This is a genomic window from Campylobacter sp. GTC17093 (assembly GCF_055397635.1).
On the sequence record NZ_AP038832.1, the window covers coordinates 677,524 to 694,567 of the forward strand.

Consider the following 17,044-nt stretch of genomic DNA (forward strand, 5'->3'; position numbering starts at 1 on the left):
TAATAAATTTATTATACTTAATAATTTGTAATAAATTTATTAAGTATTAATACTATTTTCAATAAACTAATGTTATTAAATAATTTCCATATTCTATATGATATTTATTTACTTCGAAATAATTTATTTTTTCAATATCACAAAAATTTAAATTACACCGTTTTAGTGCCGCTTCTTTCGTAGTATAAATTTTATAAAATGTTAATATTTTATTACTACTTTGTAAATACAGTTTTTTTTCATCCTCACAAAAACAAAATTTTACAATATTATCAAAATTTCTTATCTTTATCTCTTCTATATCAATTCCTGTTTTAAATTTACAAAGACTTATAGCGCTTATGTCATTTTTATGACAAAGACAATATTTTTTAGATTTTAGTTTTTTTCTTAATTTAAATTTTAAATTTCTAGAAACTATAAAACTTAAATTTTTAAGCAAATTTGGAATTTTTTTAACTCTTTTTTTATCTTTTTTGTCCAATCTTTTATACGAAATTGGTTTTAAGTTTTCACCAATAAAAATTTCTATATCAATAAATTTAAAAAATTGTGTAAAATTCATTTGACTAATCTATCAAAATATATCTTAAGTTTTATTATGTTATATAAAAATAAAATAAAAAAATTTAATATATTTAGATACTATCACAGCCATGAAAACAATTTTAAATAATCCATTTGCATCATTAAAATTTAAAAATTTTAAATTCTACTGGTTTGGTATGAATATTTCACTTATCGGCTCATGGATGCAAAGCATAGCTCAGCCTTGGTTAGCTCTTTTAATAACTAACGATCCATTTCTTGTTAGTCTTGTTGCTGTTGCTCAATTTCTACCCCCACTGTTTCTAACCCTATTTTCAGGTGTTTTGGTTGATAAATTTAATACAAAAACCATACTTATTATTTCACAAATTGGACTTATGTTACTTGCAGCTGTTTTTAGCATTGTTACAACTTTAGATATAGTTACATATCCAGTTATAGTAGTGTTAGCATTTTTAAATGGTATTTTTACTAGCATTGATGCTCCAGCTAGACAATCGTTTGTCTATGAGTTAGTAGATGATAACACTTACATTCAAAACGCTATTGCATTAAATTCAATGGCTTTTAATGTTGCTAGAATTTTAGGTCCAGCTCTAGCTGGTATCGTAATGGCAACGCTTGGTGTAAAATACTGTTTTATATTTAATACCATAAGTTTTGCAGCAATAATAACAAGTCTTATTTTTATCAAACCAAATCGTAAAATTTCAAAACATGAAAATAGTTTAAGTGTTTTTATGTCTATAAGAGATGGATTGCTATACATAAAAAGTAAAAAAATTTTGCTCCACAATCTTCTTATTATTTTAATAGTTGCAACATTTTTACCTCATTATAATGTAACCATATCTGCGCTTGCCAAATTTAACCTTGAAGGCGGAGAAAAAACATTTGGGTATCTAATGTCGTTTCTTGGAATTGGTTCGTTTTTGGGCGCATTTTTTATAGCAACACTTGGTAAGCTAAACCTAAGGCTTATAAATATCATTCCTTTTATGTCTGCTACAAGTCTATTTTGTATCGGTATATGGGAAAATTTTTGGACATGTGCTCTGTTTTTATCACTAACTGGATTTTGCTTTGTTGTAACAGCATCAAGTATTAACTCCACGATGCAACTACATACTAAAAATGAATTTCGCGGTCGTGTCATGAGTATGTATACTCTTTTTTTTCAAGGAAGTATACCATTTGGCGCTATTTTTGCAGGATATATTACTAACAAATTTGGAGCTAACATTGGGCTGTTTGTTTGCTCCACGTCTGCTATAGTTTTTTTATTATTTTTGATTTTTTATTCTAAATTTAAAACAAAAAAATCAAAAACTATTTTCCTTAAATAAATTTTGCTTTAGCCAAAGACCGATTTTATTCTTTTGTCTTGGTCTTTCATCAATATTTTGATTTTCGTCTTGATTTTTATTTTTTTTGCTATAAATTCTAGTAGCACCCTCAAAAACAGATTTATAAAAGCTATCACCACTTGCTAATTTTTCTTTGATAGATGACTTTGTATCCACAAATATATCTATATCTATGCCGTATTTGTCTTGAAATTTCTTTAAATCATTTCTTAAATTTACAAAATCATTATGAAATTCTTCTTTTAAATTTTTCTTTACTATAAAAAGATCAACATCACTACTAGGCTTTGGATTACCTTTTGCATAACTACCAAAAAGCCAAATTTCTTTTGGTTTTATTGCAAGAAGTTCCTCTACTAGTTCTTTTTGTATATCGTTTGGTAAGCTGCTTTTATTTTGATTATTCATTATTATGAAAACACTTTTCTAAGATGATTTTTATAATTTTTTATATACTCATTAACTTGAGGATTTTTAACAACATCATTGCAAATAAATGTAGGAAGTGCACTCATACCAATAAACTCATGAGCCTTATGAAGATGCAAATAAACCTGATCTACGCCTATGCCACCAAAAAATTCATTCTTATCAGTAAACGCTTGTATTGGTGCATTCCAAGTTAAACTAAACATATATTTTTTATTATGCAAAAGACCGCCATTTCCATAATTTTTAGTTGGGTTTAAATGAGTCCTACCATCATTTTTGAAAAATTTTCCATCGCTACCAGAGAAAACTTCATCGATGTATTTTTTTACGATCCATGGCTCTCCCATCCACCACCCTGGCATCTGATAAATAACTGCATCGGCATCTAAATATTTCTTAACCTCATCTTCTACTTTATAACCACTATCGATTATAGTTTCACTAACAGTTTTTCCAATTTCTGTTAGTATTTGTTTTGCTTCATCATGTAAAGTTTGATTTAATCTACCGCCAGAACCTGCAAATTTTTTTCCGCCATTTACAAGTAAAATATTTTTCAAAAATTATCCTTTTAGGTTAATAATAAAAGGATTATATAGTATATTTTTTAATGCATGTTTAGCATTAACCAAATTTACCACCAACATACTCTTGAAGTAGTTTTTCACGTGGATTTTCAAATATCTGCTTAGTCTCTCCAAACTCCACTAAATCTCCAAGATACATAAATGCCGTATAATCGCTTATTCTTGTAGCTTGTTGCATATTGTGAGTAACGATTACGATAGTGTATTTTTCTTTTAGCCTATTTATAAGTTCTTCAATGGCTATAGTTGATATAGGATCAAGCGCTGAAGTTGGTTCATCAAATAATAAAATTTCAGGACTTACTGCTATTGCCCTTGCTATACAAAGTCTTTGTCTTTGCCCACCACTAAGACCACCTGCATCATCATTTAGCCTATCTTTAACCTCATCCCAAATGTTTGCACCTTTAAGTGATTTTTCTGTTATCTCAGCTAAAACTTTTTTATCTTTTATACCTTGAAGCTTTAAACCATACTCGACATTATCTTTAATGCTCATTGGAAATGCAGTAGGCTGTTGAAAAATCATACCAATTTTTATCCTAAGGTCTATCAAATCCGTTTTTTGATCTAAAATATTTTTATTATGATATAAAATTTCACCTTCATATCTGTTTCCTGGATATAAATCATGTATTCTATTTATGGAGCGAAGAAGTGTCGATTTGCCACATCCGCTTGGTCCGATTAATGCGGTAACTTTATTTATAGCTACTGGCATATTTATCTTTTTTAAATTTGGATTTACACTACTTGCATACCAAAATGAAAAATCTCTTATATTTAAAATTTTTTGATCTTGAATTTCTGTAATAGTTGACATAACTTACCTTTTCTTTTGTTTTATTATAAATCTACAAACAATATTTATACCCAATACAAAAATAGCCAATAAAAATGCTGTAGCCCAAGCAACCGAATTTTGATACTCATCAGGGTATTGCGTAAATTCATAAATAGTATTTGTAAGGGATGGCATAGGTTCTAGTGGATTTGTTATAAAAAAGTCGCTATGAAATGATGTAAATAAAAGTGGTGCAGTTTCTCCTGCAACTCTTGCTATGGCTAATATTATACCAGTTACTAGACCATTTTTTGCTGCACGAAAAATGATATCAACTATGACTTTATATTTAGGTGCGCCAAGGGCAACTGCTGCTTCTCTTAGAGTTTGTGGCACAAGCGTTAACATATCATCAGTAGTTTTTAAAACAACTGGTATCATCATAATACAAAGTGCTATAGATCCTGCTAATCCACTATAAGTACTCATTGGATTTACAAGTATTGCATAGGCAAAAGCACCAATTACAATAGAAGGCGTACTCATCATTATATCGCTCATATTTCTAATAAAATTTGATTTTTTATCATTTGGGCCACCATATTCGCTTAAATAGGTTCCAGCAAGTAAACCTATTGGAATTCCTATTATTGATGCAATAGCTATTAATATAACATGGCCTACTAAAGCATTTCTGATACCACCATCTATAGTATCTGTTATAAACATTGAGCTACTAAATCCATCTATTCCTTTTACAACTAAAGTAAATATTATCCAAAAAAGAAATAAAAGACCAACTATAGCAAAAAAAATAGAGAAACCACTTACAACACTGTTTATAAATACCCTTTTTTTTGCAGATTGCAATCTTAGTTTTAAAAATTTATCTTCACTCATTTTATAACCCTTTTTTCTCTTAAAAATACAAACTTCGCAATAGCTATAGTAATAAAGCTAATAACAAAAAGTATGAGTGCTAGATAAAACAAACTACTTTCATAAATTTCATTACCCATTGCTTCACCAAATTGTGTCGCAAGTGTTACAGGAATGCTAGTAGCTGGATCAAATATACTATCTGGAATGATAGAAATTCCTCCAAGTAAAAATGCGACTGCCATTGTTTCGCCAAAAGCTCTTCCTAAAGCCAAAATCACAGAACCTATAATTCCAGATTTTGAGTAAGGAAAAATAATATCTTTTATAACATCAAACTGAGTTGCTCCAAGAGCATATGCTGATTCTTTTAAAATAGCTGGGGTTGCTTCCATGCTATCTCTTGTAACTGAAGCTATAAATGGCAAAATCATTATAGAAAGCACAAGTCCGCCAGTTAAAAGTCCCATTCCAGTCCCACCAAATATTTTTTGCACCATAGGGACAAAATATAAAAATCCCCACATGCCATACACAATTGATGGGATTGCGGCTAGTAATTCTATGTTTACACTAAAAAAATTTCTAATTTTAAAAGGTGCAATTTGAGTTAAAAATATGGCTATCCCAACAGCAACAGGAGTTGCTAATATCATTGCAATTATAGTTGATACAATAGAGCCAAATATAGCAGCACAGCCACCAAATTCGCCTTTATTGACATCCCAAGTAGAATTTATCAAAAAACTAATTCCAAACTTTTCTATAGCAGGTATAGAATAGTACACAAGCGAGATAAAAATGGCGAGTAATATAAGTAGTACTAAGATAGAAGATATTTTAGTTGCACTAGAGAATGTTAACTCTCTAAAATTTGCGCCTTTTTGTTTTTCTGTCATGGTTAATTTCTTTGTTATTAAATTTAAAAAAACCCTAAAATTAAATCTTAGGGTTTTAGAACTTTATAAATAATATAAAAATTATTTTGGTGAAATACCGTGTTTTGTCCAATACTCATTAATCATTTTAACAGTATCTTCTGGTAGAGGTAGATAGCCTAGTTCTTTTGCCATTTTTTGTGCTTCTTTATTTTCAAATGCCCATTTGAAAAATTTAGTTACTTTTTTTGCTGATTCTACATTATCTGCAGGAACAAGAACAAATGTTGCAGCTGTTATAGGATATGATTTTGCTCCTTTGCCATAAGCTAGTACATCATAAAAATGTTGATCAATACTAAAATTTGAATTTAAAGCAGCTTTTGCAAAATTCTCTTCAGTTGGAGTAGCCCAATCACCGTCTTTTGTTTGTAAAGTTGCTGCATCTAAGCTTTCTTTTACTTTATATGCATATTCTATATAGCCTATTGAGTTTTTAGTTTGTTTAATTGTTTTAGCAACAAGTGGATTACCTTGAGCAGGAGTAACTTTTGCACCCCAATTTATAGTTTTTTCAGCACCAAAATTTTTAGCCCAATCCTCGTTTGCTTTTGCTATGTAGCTTGTGAAATTAAAAGTTGTTCCACTTGATTCACTTCTAACAACTGGCACTATATCTGCATTAGGAAGTTTAAGATCTGGATTTAATTTTGTTAAAATAGGATCATTCCATTTTGTTATTTTTCCAGAAAATATACCAGCAACAGCTTCTCCATTTAATTTAAGGGCATGATCTTTAATCCCATCTATATTGTAAGCTAACACTATACTACCAATAACTGTTGGGAATTGAAGTAATTTTTTGTCTTTTAGTTCGTCTGCTTTTAAAGCTGAGTCAGTTCCACCAAAATCACCATTTCTATCTGAAATAGCACTTACTCCTTTACCACTTCCGCCGCCACTATATGTAACTTGGTTTTGAGTATCTGAATAATAACCCTTTGCCCAATCTTTATAAATTGGTAGTGGGAAAGTTGCTCCTTGACCCATTATTTTATCAGCAGCATTTGCGCCACTAACAGCAACAAATGAAGCTAATAACAAACCTGTTAGTTTTTTTAACATATCTAACCCTTTCGTAAGAATATTTGTAAAGCAATTTTATTATATATTTATTACAAATCGAAAACATTTTAGATGATTAAAAATATATTTTTTATAAATTTTTAATTATGATATTTTAACTATAAATACAAAAATTTATAAGTAGTGTTACTACACTAAATACTACAATGAATGTTTATTTATTAATTTATTCTAATATCCGTAGCTAAAAGTTGTGGCGTTACAGCGCCTCTAAATGTATTTTTTGATATAGAAAAAATTATGTCTATGCTCTGACCAACTTTTGGACAAAAAGTGTAGTTATAAAACAAAACTTCATAACTTTTGTTATCAAGCTGAACTATAATTTTTAAATGATTTTTTAATTTTCCTATTTTTTTAACATTTTTTACAAATGCATTATGAAGCTTAAAATATGGACGAGGATTTTTTTGACCATATGGTTCGAAATATTCTAAAATTTCCAAAAGTTCATAATCTATATTATTATGATCTAATATACCCAAAATATCATTACTATTGTAAAAACTATCCATATCATAATTTTTACAAACTTCATTTATGCGAACTTTAAAAGTTTCTAGATTATTACTTTCTAAAACAAGGCCAGCAGCGCCTTTATGTCCACCAAAAGTGCGTAATATATCTTTTTGTGATGATATAAGATCAAGTATATTAAATTTACCAACACTTCTTGCACTTCCTTTTGCCTTAGCTCCATCAATACTAAAAACTATAGCTGGTTTTTTATATTTTTTTGTAAGCCTACTTGCAACTATTCCTATAACCCCCTCATGCCAGTTTTGTCCCCAGACAACTATCACGCTATCATCTTCACCAATATCAACTAGCGAACTTTCTAATAGATTTTTTTCTTCTTCTTTTCTTGAATTATTAAAATTTACTATTTCATTAAGAAAATGCAAGGCCTCGTCAATATTTTTTGATCTCAAAAAATTATATGAAAACATAGCATCATCCATTCTGCCAGCACTATTTATTAATGGGTCTATAAGAAAGGATATATCATCAAATTTAAAGCTATCTTTATTAAAATGAATCTTTATCGCATTAAAACAAGCTCTTTTTGAGTTATTTAATTTATTTAAACCATTTTTAACTATAACTCTGTTTATGTCTAGAAGTTCCATCATATCTGCTATTACGGCTAAACAAAGTATATCTAAGAAACTCCCCATGTCATATTTAATGCCACAAACATCTTTTAATGCACCAATCAAATACCATGCAACCTCCGCACCACAAATTTCAGAATTCGGAAAAGTACAATCGCTTTGTTTTGGATTAACTATAGCATAAGCTTTTGGCAAAATAGTAGGAGGAACATGATGATCTGTTATAATAAGATCTATTCCTTTTTGCAAACAAATTTCAGCAGCTTCGTGTGCACTAACACCATTATCAACTGTTATTATAAGAGTCGCGTCAATATTTGTTAGTATGTCTGGATTTAAACCATAACCGTCTGTAAAACGGTTAGGAATTTTTGTTTCATAATTTACGCTTAAAAAGTCAAAAAACTCACTAACTATAACACTACTAACTATGCCATCAACATCATAATCTCCAACTATAGCTATTTTTTCACCATTTTCTATAGCCGTTTTTATGCGCATAGCAGCCTTATATATATCCTTTAACTCACAAGGTAAAGGAATGTCTGACATCTTTTTATGGATGTCAGAACTAAATCTTTGTGCTAATATTTTCTTTACATCATTTTTACTTAGCATGATGGTGATCACTTGCGGCTTTTATATAGCCAAGTATCGCCGGATTTGGTTTTGTTAATCTTGATGTAAACTCAGGGTGAAACTGTACACCTAAAAAGAATGGATGTTTTTTAAGTTCTACTGCTTCTATCAAGGAATTGCTCTCGCCACAAACTATAAATCCAAATTTTTCTAGCTGTTCTCTGTATTTTGGATTTGCTTCATACCTATGGCGATGTCTCTCCCTTATCTTTTTAGCTCCGTCATAAATTTTACTTAAAATTGATCCTGCTAAAACATTACAATCATACCCACCAAGTCTCATAGTTCCACCAAGTGGACTTTTATGTGTTCTAATCTGCTTTTTACCACATGTATCTATAAAATTATCTATAAGATAAATAACCGGCTCTTTTGTATTTTCATCAAATTCGCTTGAGTTTGCATCTTTTATATTTAACACATTTCTAGTAAATTCTATGATGCTAAGCTGCATTCCAAGACAAATTCCAAGAAATGGAATTTGATTTTTTCTTGCGTATTCGATGGAAAGAATTTTTCCTTCTATTCCCCTAGTTCCAAATCCACCAGGAATTAAAATACCATCTATATCTTTAAAGCATTCATCAATATTTTCTTTTTGGATTTTCTCACTATCAAACCACTTAATATTTACTTTTGTATCTAAATTTGCACCTGCATGAATTATAGCTTCTGTTAAACTCTTATAACTCTCTTTTAAGTCTATATATTTTCCTACTAAAGCTATATAAACTTCATCTTTTGGTGCAATAACTCTTTTTACTAACATATCCCAATTTGACATATCTGGTTTTAACTTACCAAGATCTAACATATCACTAATCGGCGTTAGTATATCTTGTTTTAAAAACAGAAGCGGTACTTGATATATACTTTGACTATCTGAACTTTCTATAACACAATTTCTTTCTACACCACAACTTGCTGCAATTTTATATTTTAGTTCATTTGTTAGCGGAATTTCACATCTGCAAATAATCATATCAGGTGTTATACCAATGCGTCTTAGCTCTCCAACGCTGTGCTGGGTTGGTTTTGTTTTTAATTCACCCGCAACTTTTATGTAAGGAACTAATGTGAGATGAATATTTATGGCATTTTTTCTACCTACTTCTATCCTTAGTGCACGTATAGCTTCTAAAAATGGAAGTCCTTCAATGTCTCCAACAGTTCCACCTATCTCAACTAGTAAAATGTCATTTCCCTCACCAGCTTTTTTTATTCTATTTACTATCTCGCCAACAATATGAGGTATAACTTGTATTGTTTGTCCTAGATAATCTCCACGGCGCTCTTTTTCTATAACAGAACTATAGACCTTCCCTGTCGTAAAGTTGTTATTTTGAGATAAGTTTTCATCTAAAAATCTTTCATAATGTCCCAGATCTAGATCAGTTTCTGCACCATCATCAGTTACAAAAACTTCTCCATGTTCAAGCGGACTCATAGTTCCTGGATCAACATTTATATATGGATCTGCTTTTAATATACTTACTTTAAAGCCTACATTTTTTAACAGCGTTGCAATGCTTGCTGATGCTATACCTTTTCCTAGCGAGCTTAAAACTCCACCTGTAACAAAAATATATTTTGTATCAGATTTCTTTGCCATCAAATTTCCCTTATCATTTTTTAATCTAGTATTATATCTTTTTAAATGTTATAAATATATGAATTTTTATTTATCTAAATTTACACTATTTTTTGATATCATAAAATAAAATTTTTGGAGCTTTCATGGATAAATTTGCAAAAAGGATCATTCCTTGTTTAGATGTAAACAATGGACGAGTTGTAAAAGGCATAAATTTTACAAATTTAATAGACGCAGGTGATCCAGTTGAAGTTGCAAAAATTTATAATGTCGCTGGAGCCGACGAGCTGTGTTTTCTTGATATATCAGCTAGTCATCAAGGAAGAGATACTATTGTCGATGTTGTAGCAAAAGTAGCAAAAGAGCTTTTTATCCCTCTAAGCGTCGGTGGTGGCATAAGAAAAACAGATGATATAAACAAACTTCTTAGTGTTGGTTGCGATAAAGTTAGTATAAATTCAGCCGCTATCAATAATCCAAATTTAATAGATGAAAGTGCTAAAAAATTTGGTTCACAATGTATCGTTGTGGCAATTGATGCAAAAGAAGTTAGCACTAACAAATATCATGTTTTTATAAATGGTGGTAGAGTTGATACAAGAATCGATGTTTTTAAATGGGCAAAAGAAGTTCAAAATCGTGGCGCTGGAGAAATTTTGCTAACATCAATGAATAAAGATGGAACTAAAAGTGGTTATGATCTAACGCTAACAAAAAATGTTAGTATCTCACTAAATATACCTGTTATCGCAAGTGGTGGTGCTGGAAATATGAAACATATCAAAGATGTTTTTGATGTTGGAGCTGACGCTGCGTTAGCTGCTTCGATATTTCATTTTGGAGAGATAAAAATACCTGAACTTAAAAAATACTTGCAAAAAAATGGCATAGGTGTTAGAAAATGATAATTTGCGCAGGAGAGATAGAGAATTTTGATTTTGCAATACCAATTGGTATTGGTTTAATTGATAGTGCTATAAATTTAACTAACATATTAAAAACAAAATTATTAGAAAAACAAAATATTTCTGAACTAATTTTTATAGGAACTGCGGGACTTTATAAAAATGGAAATATTTTAGATGTTTATGAAAGCTCAAAAGCCTCGAATTTAGAAATATCGAAAGTTTTAAATTTAAGTTATACACCAACTAAGTATGTAATTGAGACTAATGTTTCACGTGAAACATTACAAATTAACTCCTCAAATTTTATAACTCAAGATGAAATTATAGCTCATAAAATGTTTGATTTAGGGTGTTTTATGGAAAATATGGAGTTTTTTTCTGTTTTAAAAGTTGCAAATTTTTTTAAAATTCCTGCTTTTGGAATTTTCTGTGCTACAAATTTTTGTAACAAAAATGCTCATAATGATTTTTTAAGCAATCATGAAAAAGCTAAAAAAATTTTAAAAAACTATGTAAAAGAAAAAGGAATTATATGAAAAATTTGCTTGATTTTTCACAAACAGAGCTAAGCGAATTTATAGAACCAAAATTTAGAGCGAAACAAATTTTCGAATGGATATATAAGAAAAAAGCAAAGAGTTTTGACGATATGACAAATTTACCAAAAGATTTAAGAGAAAATTTAAAACAAAATTTCTACATAGATCCACTTAAAAAAGTTAAAAGCGAACATAGTAAAGATGGAAGTATAAAATATCTTTTTGAGCTAAAAGATGGCAAAACTATAGAAACGGTTTTGCTTCCAATGAAAGAAGAGCAAGTTGATGAAAATGGTAAAGTTGTGCGTCATGCCAGATATACAATTTGTGTAAGCTCTCAAGTCGGATGTAAGATAGGCTGTGTATTTTGCTTAACTGCAAAAGGTGGCTTTGTTAGAAATTTAAGTCCAGGAGAGATTTTAGCGCAAGTTTTATACCTAAAAAATGACAACGATATACCTTACGAAAGACGTGTAAATATCGTTTATATGGGAATGGGCGAACCGTTAAACAACCTTGAAAATGTCTCAAAAGCTGTGAAAATCTTTACAGATAATGACGGACTTGCCATATCCCCACGCCGCCAAACAATATCTACAAGTGGGTTAAGTAGCCAGATAAAAAAACTTGGAGAGATGGATTTAGGGGTGCTACTTGCTATCTCACTTCACGCCGTAAATGATGAACTTAGAGAAAAACTTATGCCTATAAACAGAGCTTATAACATAGCTTCTATCATGGATGCGGTGCGAAATTTTCCGATAGACATGAGAAAAAGAGTTATGTTTGAGTATCTTATGCTTGATGGTATAAATGATAGTGTAAATGATGCCAAAACTCTTGTCAAACTTTTACACGGTATAAAAGCAAAGGTTAATTTAATATATTTTAATCCACATTTTGGTGCCAAATTTCAAAGACCTAGCAAAGAAAATATGATAAAATTCCAAGATTATATGTCGGCTCACGGTGTAACTTGCACTATAAGGCAGAGCAAAGGTGTAGATATAAGTGCAGCTTGTGGGCAACTTAGAGAAAGAAGTAAAAATGAATCTGCTTGATATAGCTCAAATAGTTTTTATAGCTATTGTTGTAGGAATTTCGATGTATTTTTTTATAAAAGTTATAAAAAATGATAAATAAAAATATATAAATTTTATAAAATATTAATAAAAAAATATTATAATGTAAAGATAATCTACACAATAAAAGTTTCTTATTTAGTTGGCATTATTGATAATTTTATGTGTTTCATGGTTTTTATAAACTTGCAAACAAAATTTGTTTGGATTGATGAATCAGGTTGCTATACATATTCTAATGTAAGAGTAAATGGTCAGCCAGTTTGCGTAAGCGGGATATAAGGAGTTTACAATGTTTGTCATAGCTTCTAAAACTTTTTATGATACTGCAGATAGTGTAGTATTTCAAGCTAAGAGTGACAATAATACTATAAGGCAAAAAGATGATTTTGATTTAAATCAAAAAACCTTTGATCCTATCTCAAATGAAACAAAAGTAAAATTTTTTAGCGATGGCAAGCAAATTTCTATAAATTTAAACGATGAAACTCTAAATCTACTTCAACAGTATTTCTCAAAAGATGATTTTATAAATTTAAGTGATGGTAGCATAGGACTAAGTGGTAATGCAAATGCCTATGTAGATGGCTGGTTTAAAGATATCATGATTGATAGAAATTTCGCAAATGCTGATAAAAATAGCGACGGCAAAATTTCCAAAGATGAAACAAGTGAGTTAAAAAATTTTGTAAAAGACACATATAAAGTTCAAGACTTAAGAGATTTAGGGCAAATCGTATTACGAAAAGCTACAAATTCTATCGGTTATGAAACTTCCCAAGATACAAAACCTACAAGTTTACAAGAGATTTTAGAAAATACCATAAATAGTGATAAAAACTTCGATGGTAAACTTAGTAGACTTGAGTATGCTTCAAATGGTAAAGATTTAGAAAATGGATATAATAATATGGCCAAAGATGCCATAAAAAAGCTACTTAAAACTGATGATATAACTTCAATGAAAATGGTTATAGATCCAACTGGTAAAACAATGTCTAAAATGAATGGAAAATCTATGAGTGAGATTGAAAAACATTTTGGTGCTAGTAATGGAAGTGCTTTTAACATTGAAAATTTAAAGATAGGAAATTTAAACTATAGTAAAGAAGATGAGAAAGAAGAACTACTTAGAAAATTTCCCGAATTTAGAGCTATTATAGAAAATAATCCAAATATCTCACAAAAAGATATAGAAAGTTTAAAAAATAAATCCAAAAATATAGACATTTACAAAAAAGACGACAATAGTTTTGATAAAAAATTTATTCATTCACTTTTAAAGATAGATATGCAAGGCTAAATTTAAGTTTTATTATAAATGGTATTAATTTATATTTGCACGAAATAAATTATTGTTATCTACTCTTTAAAGTCTATATACTTTTTTGTTTATAAATTTATATTACCATAAAAACTGCATTTTTTACAATCATAATTTATTAGTAGTTTTCATGCATTATTATAAAGCCTCTTGGTTAAAATAATTCAAATTTAATATATCTGTATGTAAATAATCTTAGACATTATTGTAATTTATTATTAGCAAAGTAAAATAACTTTGTAATTTAAGCTCTTACCTTCCATTCAAAAAAGAAAATAAATATCTAAAAAATATATTTTACTTCACGCTATATATTTGTAATTACAAATAGATACTATGTCGTTATATACCTCTTAGAATTACACTCATTTTAAATTTTTAATTAAATTTATATAGAGTTTAAAAACTCAGTTTTTATATCTGTTTTAGATGTTATTTCATACTCTTTGCCATCGTAGATAAAATTTAATTTATTTGCGTGTAAACAAAGCCTATTAGCACCACAAAATTTTATCCTATCTTGTACGCAAAGTTTTTCATCCATTATATCTTCAACAACTTTTGTTTCAAGTCCATATAAAGGCTCACCAAAAATTTTATGTTTCACGTGAAACAAATGTAATCTAATCTGATGTTGTCTACCTGTAAACGGGATAGCTTTTATTAAAGTTGCATTAAATTTAGGATAAAACTCAAGTGGTATAAATTTAGTTATCGCCCTCTTTCCATTCTCATCTATACGCATTTTTATCTTAACTTCACTAAATTTATCACTTTTTGAAATTCCAGCATCAATGGTAAATTCATTTTCAACTTTTCCATAAACCAAAGCGATATATTCTTTTTTAACTACCCTATTTTCAAACATTGTTTTAAATTTTTTAGATACACTTTGGCTAAGACTTACTATTATTAAACCACTTGTTTCTTTGTCTAAACGATGAGCAACACAAGCAGATTTTGGATATAAACTCCAAATTTCATCATACAAAGAATACTTTGTACTTCTACCATTTGGATGAGATAAAACTCCACTTGGTTTATCAAAAACTACAAATTCATCACTCTGAAAAATTGGTTTTAAGCCTTTTGAATTACACTCATAATCTATTAAAAAAATTTCACCATTTAAAATTTCGTTTTTGATTTGTATAAGTTTTTCATTACAAAATAACCTACCCTTATCTATTAGTTGTTGTGATTTTGATTTTGAAAATCCATTTTTAAAAAGTACATCATAAGCTTTTAAATTTTTTACTTCATCAATTTTTATTTTTTTATAAGGCATTTTTAATTTTTATATTGATTATTGATATGAATATTATTTCCATGTGTTAGAGCTATCGCAATAGCATCTGTAACATCAAGTGGTTTTATATCTTTATTTATACCTAAAATTTTTTTTACCATAAAAGCAACCTGCTCTTTTGTCGCTTTTGCTTTACCAGTTACTGCTTTTTTAACTTGAAGTGGTGTATATTCTGTAAAATTTCCATGAATTTGAATAATTTTAAGGCTTAGTGCACCACGAAACTGAGCAAGTTTTAAAACTGTTTTTGGATTATAAGCAAAAAATATGTCTTCAATCGCAATTTCATCTATCTTGTGATTTTTCATCACAATATCAAGTCCTTCACAAAGTTCGCTTATTTGATGTTGTAAAATATCTGGTTTTATTTTTATAAGTCCAGCCTCTATAAGTGAAGTTTTCACATTTGATTTTTCAAGTATAGCATAACCGCAATTACGCGTTCCAGGATCAATTCCTAAAATTTTTATCACTGTTTTTCCCAATTTATTCACATATTATTCACCATGTGAAAATTTAATTTTATTTTTAACTATTAATTTATCAAATTTTAGATAAAATATCATAAATTTAATATAAAGTGAGATAATTTTTGTTAGAAAACGATATTCTTGAATTATTAGGCAAAGAAATTTTACCAGCAGAATACGAATCATATATAAAACAACTTAAATTTAGTGAAAAACTCTCAACAGATGATAAAGTTGTATATTTAGCACCAAATGCATTAGTTTCTAAATATATTCAAACAAAATACACAGATAAAATTGCTTATCTTTTTGAGCTTAAAACTGGTAAAAAACCAAAAATTATAATTTCAACACCAAATAAGACTTTAGTAACAAAAACTCAAAGAATTGAGATAAAATCTATAAAGCAACAAAGTTCTCCACTAAATCCAAATTTTACATTTGATAATTTTATTATAGGTAATTCAAACCAATACGCATATTTTAGTGCAATTGCAGCATCAAAAAATCCTGGGGATTCTAATTGTAATCCACTTTTTATTTATGGTCCAACAGGACTTGGTAAAACTCACCTTTTACAATCAATCGGTAATTACTGTCTAAAAAATAATAAAGTAGTTATATATGTTACTAGTGAAAACTTTATAACAGATTTTGTTTATAATCTCCATAATAAAACTATGAATAAATTTAGAGAAAAATACAGAAATTGTGATGTTTTACTCATAGATGATGTACAATTTTTAGGAAGAACAGATCAAATTCAAGATGAGTTTTTTCACACATTTAATGAACTTCATTCTAAAAATGGTCAAATTGCAATGACATCTGATAAACCACCAAAAATGCTTAAAAATTTCACTGATAGATTAAAATCACGCTTTGAATCAAGATTAATAGCTGATATAACATCACCTGAACTTGACACAAAAATAGCAATCATAAAGAAAAAATGTGAATTTGATGGAATTTATCTAAATAAAGATGTCATCAACTATATAGCTACAAATATGGGTGATAATATTAGAGAGATAGAAAGTGCTATTATAAATTTAAATGCATATGCAAAAATGCTCCATCAAGATATAACTTTAGAGTTTGCAAAAAATCTTATGCGCGATCAGATAAAAGAAAGACAAGAAAATATAACACTTGAAAATATTATAAATTTAATTTCAAAAGAATTAAATATAAAACCAAGTGATATAAAAAGTAAAAGTAGACAAAAAAATATAGTTGAAGCAAGAAGAATAGGAATTTATCTAGCTAAAACACATACACAAAATTCAATGCCTCAGCTTGCAAGTTTCTTTGGTATGAAAGATCATAGTGCGGTTAGTCATAATATAAAAAAAATAAATGAGATTATAGAAAATGATGAATATTTTAAAATAAGACTAAATGAGTTAGAAAATAGACTACTAACTAAAGATAACTAAATG

The 17,044-nt window shown here is 28.9% G+C and carries 17 protein-coding genes; 6 read left to right on the forward strand and 11 right to left on the reverse strand.

Features of this window, described 5'->3' with window-relative positions; all coding sequences use genetic code 11:
* Positions 1-58: 58 nt before the first annotated feature.
* Entirely contained in the window at positions 59-565 is a 507-nt protein-coding gene (locus ACZ5VL_RS03475) for a 4'-phosphopantetheinyl transferase family protein (RefSeq protein WP_464199930.1), read from the reverse strand.
* A 91-nt stretch (positions 566-656) separates the two neighbouring features.
* Between ACZ5VL_RS03475 and ACZ5VL_RS03480 the strand changes: the two genes are divergently transcribed.
* Positions 657-1,895, forward strand: a complete 1,239-nt coding sequence (locus ACZ5VL_RS03480) for an MFS transporter (protein ID WP_464199932.1) — start codon at positions 657-659, stop codon at positions 1,893-1,895.
* Here ACZ5VL_RS03480 and ACZ5VL_RS03485 read toward each other — a convergent pair.
* From ACZ5VL_RS03485 to pyrG, 8 genes are all read right to left on the reverse strand, one after another.
* A complete protein-coding gene (locus ACZ5VL_RS03485; protein ID WP_464199934.1) occupies positions 1,872-2,324 on the reverse strand; it encodes a nucleotidyltransferase family protein in 453 nt (150 codons plus the stop codon). The two genes, ACZ5VL_RS03480 and ACZ5VL_RS03485, sit on opposite strands and share 24 nt — an antisense overlap.
* Before the next feature lie 2 nt (positions 2,325-2,326).
* Positions 2,327-2,908, reverse strand: coding sequence for an NAD(P)H-dependent oxidoreductase (locus tag ACZ5VL_RS03490; RefSeq protein ID WP_464199936.1), 582 nt, complete (start codon positions 2,906-2,908; stop codon positions 2,327-2,329).
* Positions 2,909-2,972: 64 nt separating this feature from the next.
* Positions 2,973-3,758, reverse strand: a complete 786-nt coding sequence (gene pstB / locus ACZ5VL_RS03495) for a phosphate ABC transporter ATP-binding protein PstB (protein WP_464199937.1) — start codon at positions 3,756-3,758, stop codon at positions 2,973-2,975.
* Positions 3,759-3,761: 3 nt separating this feature from the next.
* A complete protein-coding gene (gene pstA / locus ACZ5VL_RS03500) occupies positions 3,762-4,619 on the reverse strand; it encodes a phosphate ABC transporter permease PstA (protein WP_464199939.1) in 858 nt (285 codons plus the stop codon).
* Positions 4,616-5,497 carry a phosphate ABC transporter permease subunit PstC gene (pstC, locus tag ACZ5VL_RS03505; RefSeq protein WP_464199941.1) on the reverse strand — a complete coding sequence of 294 codons (882 nt, stop codon included), beginning with the start codon at positions 5,495-5,497 and terminating at the stop codon, positions 4,616-4,618. The genes pstA and pstC overlap by 4 nt, the downstream gene beginning before the upstream one ends.
* Positions 5,498-5,578: 81 nt before the next feature.
* The gene (pstS, locus tag ACZ5VL_RS03510) at positions 5,579-6,601 is read right to left on the reverse strand and encodes a phosphate ABC transporter substrate-binding protein PstS (RefSeq protein ID WP_464199943.1); all 1,023 of its coding nucleotides are present in this window, start codon (positions 6,599-6,601) and stop codon (positions 5,579-5,581) included.
* A 182-nt stretch (positions 6,602-6,783) separates the two neighbouring features.
* On the reverse strand, positions 6,784-8,355 hold the full coding sequence (gene recJ, locus ACZ5VL_RS03515) for a single-stranded-DNA-specific exonuclease RecJ (RefSeq protein ID WP_464199945.1): 1,572 nt from the start codon (positions 8,353-8,355) through the stop codon (positions 6,784-6,786).
* A complete protein-coding gene (gene pyrG, locus ACZ5VL_RS03520) occupies positions 8,345-9,988 on the reverse strand; it encodes a glutamine hydrolyzing CTP synthase (protein WP_464199947.1) in 1,644 nt (547 codons plus the stop codon). The genes recJ and pyrG overlap by 11 nt, the downstream gene beginning before the upstream one ends.
* A gap of 125 nt (positions 9,989-10,113) precedes the next feature.
* On the opposite strand from pyrG, the gene hisF reads away from it, so the two are divergent.
* From hisF to ACZ5VL_RS03540, 4 genes are all read left to right on the forward strand, one after another.
* Positions 10,114-10,875: an imidazole glycerol phosphate synthase subunit HisF gene (gene hisF / locus ACZ5VL_RS03525; protein WP_464199949.1), complete on the forward strand. Its 762-nt coding sequence runs from the start codon at positions 10,114-10,116 to the stop codon at positions 10,873-10,875.
* Positions 10,872-11,414 (forward strand): purine-nucleoside phosphorylase, encoded by a 543-nt coding sequence (locus ACZ5VL_RS03530; protein ID WP_464199951.1) that lies wholly within the window; start codon positions 10,872-10,874, stop codon positions 11,412-11,414. The genes hisF and ACZ5VL_RS03530 overlap by 4 nt, the downstream gene beginning before the upstream one ends.
* Positions 11,411-12,478: a dual-specificity RNA methyltransferase RlmN gene (gene rlmN / locus ACZ5VL_RS03535; RefSeq protein WP_464199953.1), complete on the forward strand. Its 1,068-nt coding sequence runs from the start codon at positions 11,411-11,413 to the stop codon at positions 12,476-12,478. The genes ACZ5VL_RS03530 and rlmN overlap by 4 nt, the downstream gene beginning before the upstream one ends.
* A gap of 313 nt (positions 12,479-12,791) precedes the next feature.
* On the forward strand, positions 12,792-13,802 hold the full coding sequence (locus ACZ5VL_RS03540) for a hypothetical protein (protein WP_464199955.1): 1,011 nt from the start codon (positions 12,792-12,794) through the stop codon (positions 13,800-13,802).
* A gap of 409 nt (positions 13,803-14,211) precedes the next feature.
* Here the strand turns inward: ACZ5VL_RS03540 and ACZ5VL_RS03545 are convergent, their stop codons facing one another.
* Together ACZ5VL_RS03545 and ruvC are read right to left on the reverse strand one after the other, a co-directional pair.
* Complete coding sequence (locus ACZ5VL_RS03545; RefSeq protein ID WP_464199957.1) at positions 14,212-15,111, reverse strand: RluA family pseudouridine synthase; 900 nt, start codon at positions 15,109-15,111, stop codon at positions 14,212-14,214.
* Between the two features lie 2 nt (positions 15,112-15,113).
* Entirely contained in the window at positions 15,114-15,602 is a 489-nt protein-coding gene (gene ruvC / locus ACZ5VL_RS03550; protein WP_464200250.1) for a crossover junction endodeoxyribonuclease RuvC, read from the reverse strand.
* Positions 15,603-15,724: 122 nt separating this feature from the next.
* Here ruvC and dnaA point away from each other — a divergent pair, with 122 nt between their 5' ends.
* The gene (gene dnaA / locus ACZ5VL_RS03555) at positions 15,725-17,041 is read left to right on the forward strand and encodes a chromosomal replication initiator protein DnaA (RefSeq protein WP_464199959.1); all 1,317 of its coding nucleotides are present in this window, start codon (positions 15,725-15,727) and stop codon (positions 17,039-17,041) included.
* The last annotated feature ends 3 nt before the right edge of the window (positions 17,042-17,044 follow it).

What these genes read in the sequence shown, in the direction of transcription:
- ACZ5VL_RS03540 (WP_464199955.1), top strand. Translation starts at nt 12,792, where the DNA reads ATGTTTGTCATAGCTTCTAAAACTTTTTATGATACTGCAGATAGTGTA.
- ACZ5VL_RS03545 (WP_464199957.1), bottom strand. Translation starts at nt 15,111, where the DNA reads ATGCCTTATAAAAAAATAAAAATTGATGAAGTAAAAAATTTAAAAGCT.
- ACZ5VL_RS03485 (WP_464199934.1), bottom strand. Translation starts at nt 2,324, where the DNA reads ATGAATAATCAAAATAAAAGCAGCTTACCAAACGATATACAAAAAGAA.
- pyrG (WP_464199947.1), bottom strand. Translation starts at nt 9,988, where the DNA reads ATGGCAAAGAAATCTGATACAAAATATATTTTTGTTACAGGTGGAGTT.
- rlmN (WP_464199953.1), top strand. Translation starts at nt 11,411, where the DNA reads ATGAAAAATTTGCTTGATTTTTCACAAACAGAGCTAAGCGAATTTATA.
- pstA (WP_464199939.1), bottom strand. Translation starts at nt 4,619, where the DNA reads ATGAGTGAAGATAAATTTTTAAAACTAAGATTGCAATCTGCAAAAAAA.
- hisF (WP_464199949.1), top strand. Translation starts at nt 10,114, where the DNA reads ATGGATAAATTTGCAAAAAGGATCATTCCTTGTTTAGATGTAAACAAT.
- pstB (WP_464199937.1), bottom strand. Translation starts at nt 3,758, where the DNA reads ATGTCAACTATTACAGAAATTCAAGATCAAAAAATTTTAAATATAAGA.
- recJ (WP_464199945.1), bottom strand. Translation starts at nt 8,355, where the DNA reads ATGCTAAGTAAAAATGATGTAAAGAAAATATTAGCACAAAGATTTAGT.
- ACZ5VL_RS03475 (WP_464199930.1), bottom strand. Translation starts at nt 565, where the DNA reads ATGAATTTTACACAATTTTTTAAATTTATTGATATAGAAATTTTTATT.
- ACZ5VL_RS03530 (WP_464199951.1), top strand. Translation starts at nt 10,872, where the DNA reads ATGATAATTTGCGCAGGAGAGATAGAGAATTTTGATTTTGCAATACCA.
- ACZ5VL_RS03480 (WP_464199932.1), top strand. Translation starts at nt 657, where the DNA reads ATGAAAACAATTTTAAATAATCCATTTGCATCATTAAAATTTAAAAAT.
- pstC (WP_464199941.1), bottom strand. Translation starts at nt 5,497, where the DNA reads ATGACAGAAAAACAAAAAGGCGCAAATTTTAGAGAGTTAACATTCTCT.
- pstS (WP_464199943.1), bottom strand. Translation starts at nt 6,601, where the DNA reads ATGTTAAAAAAACTAACAGGTTTGTTATTAGCTTCATTTGTTGCTGTT.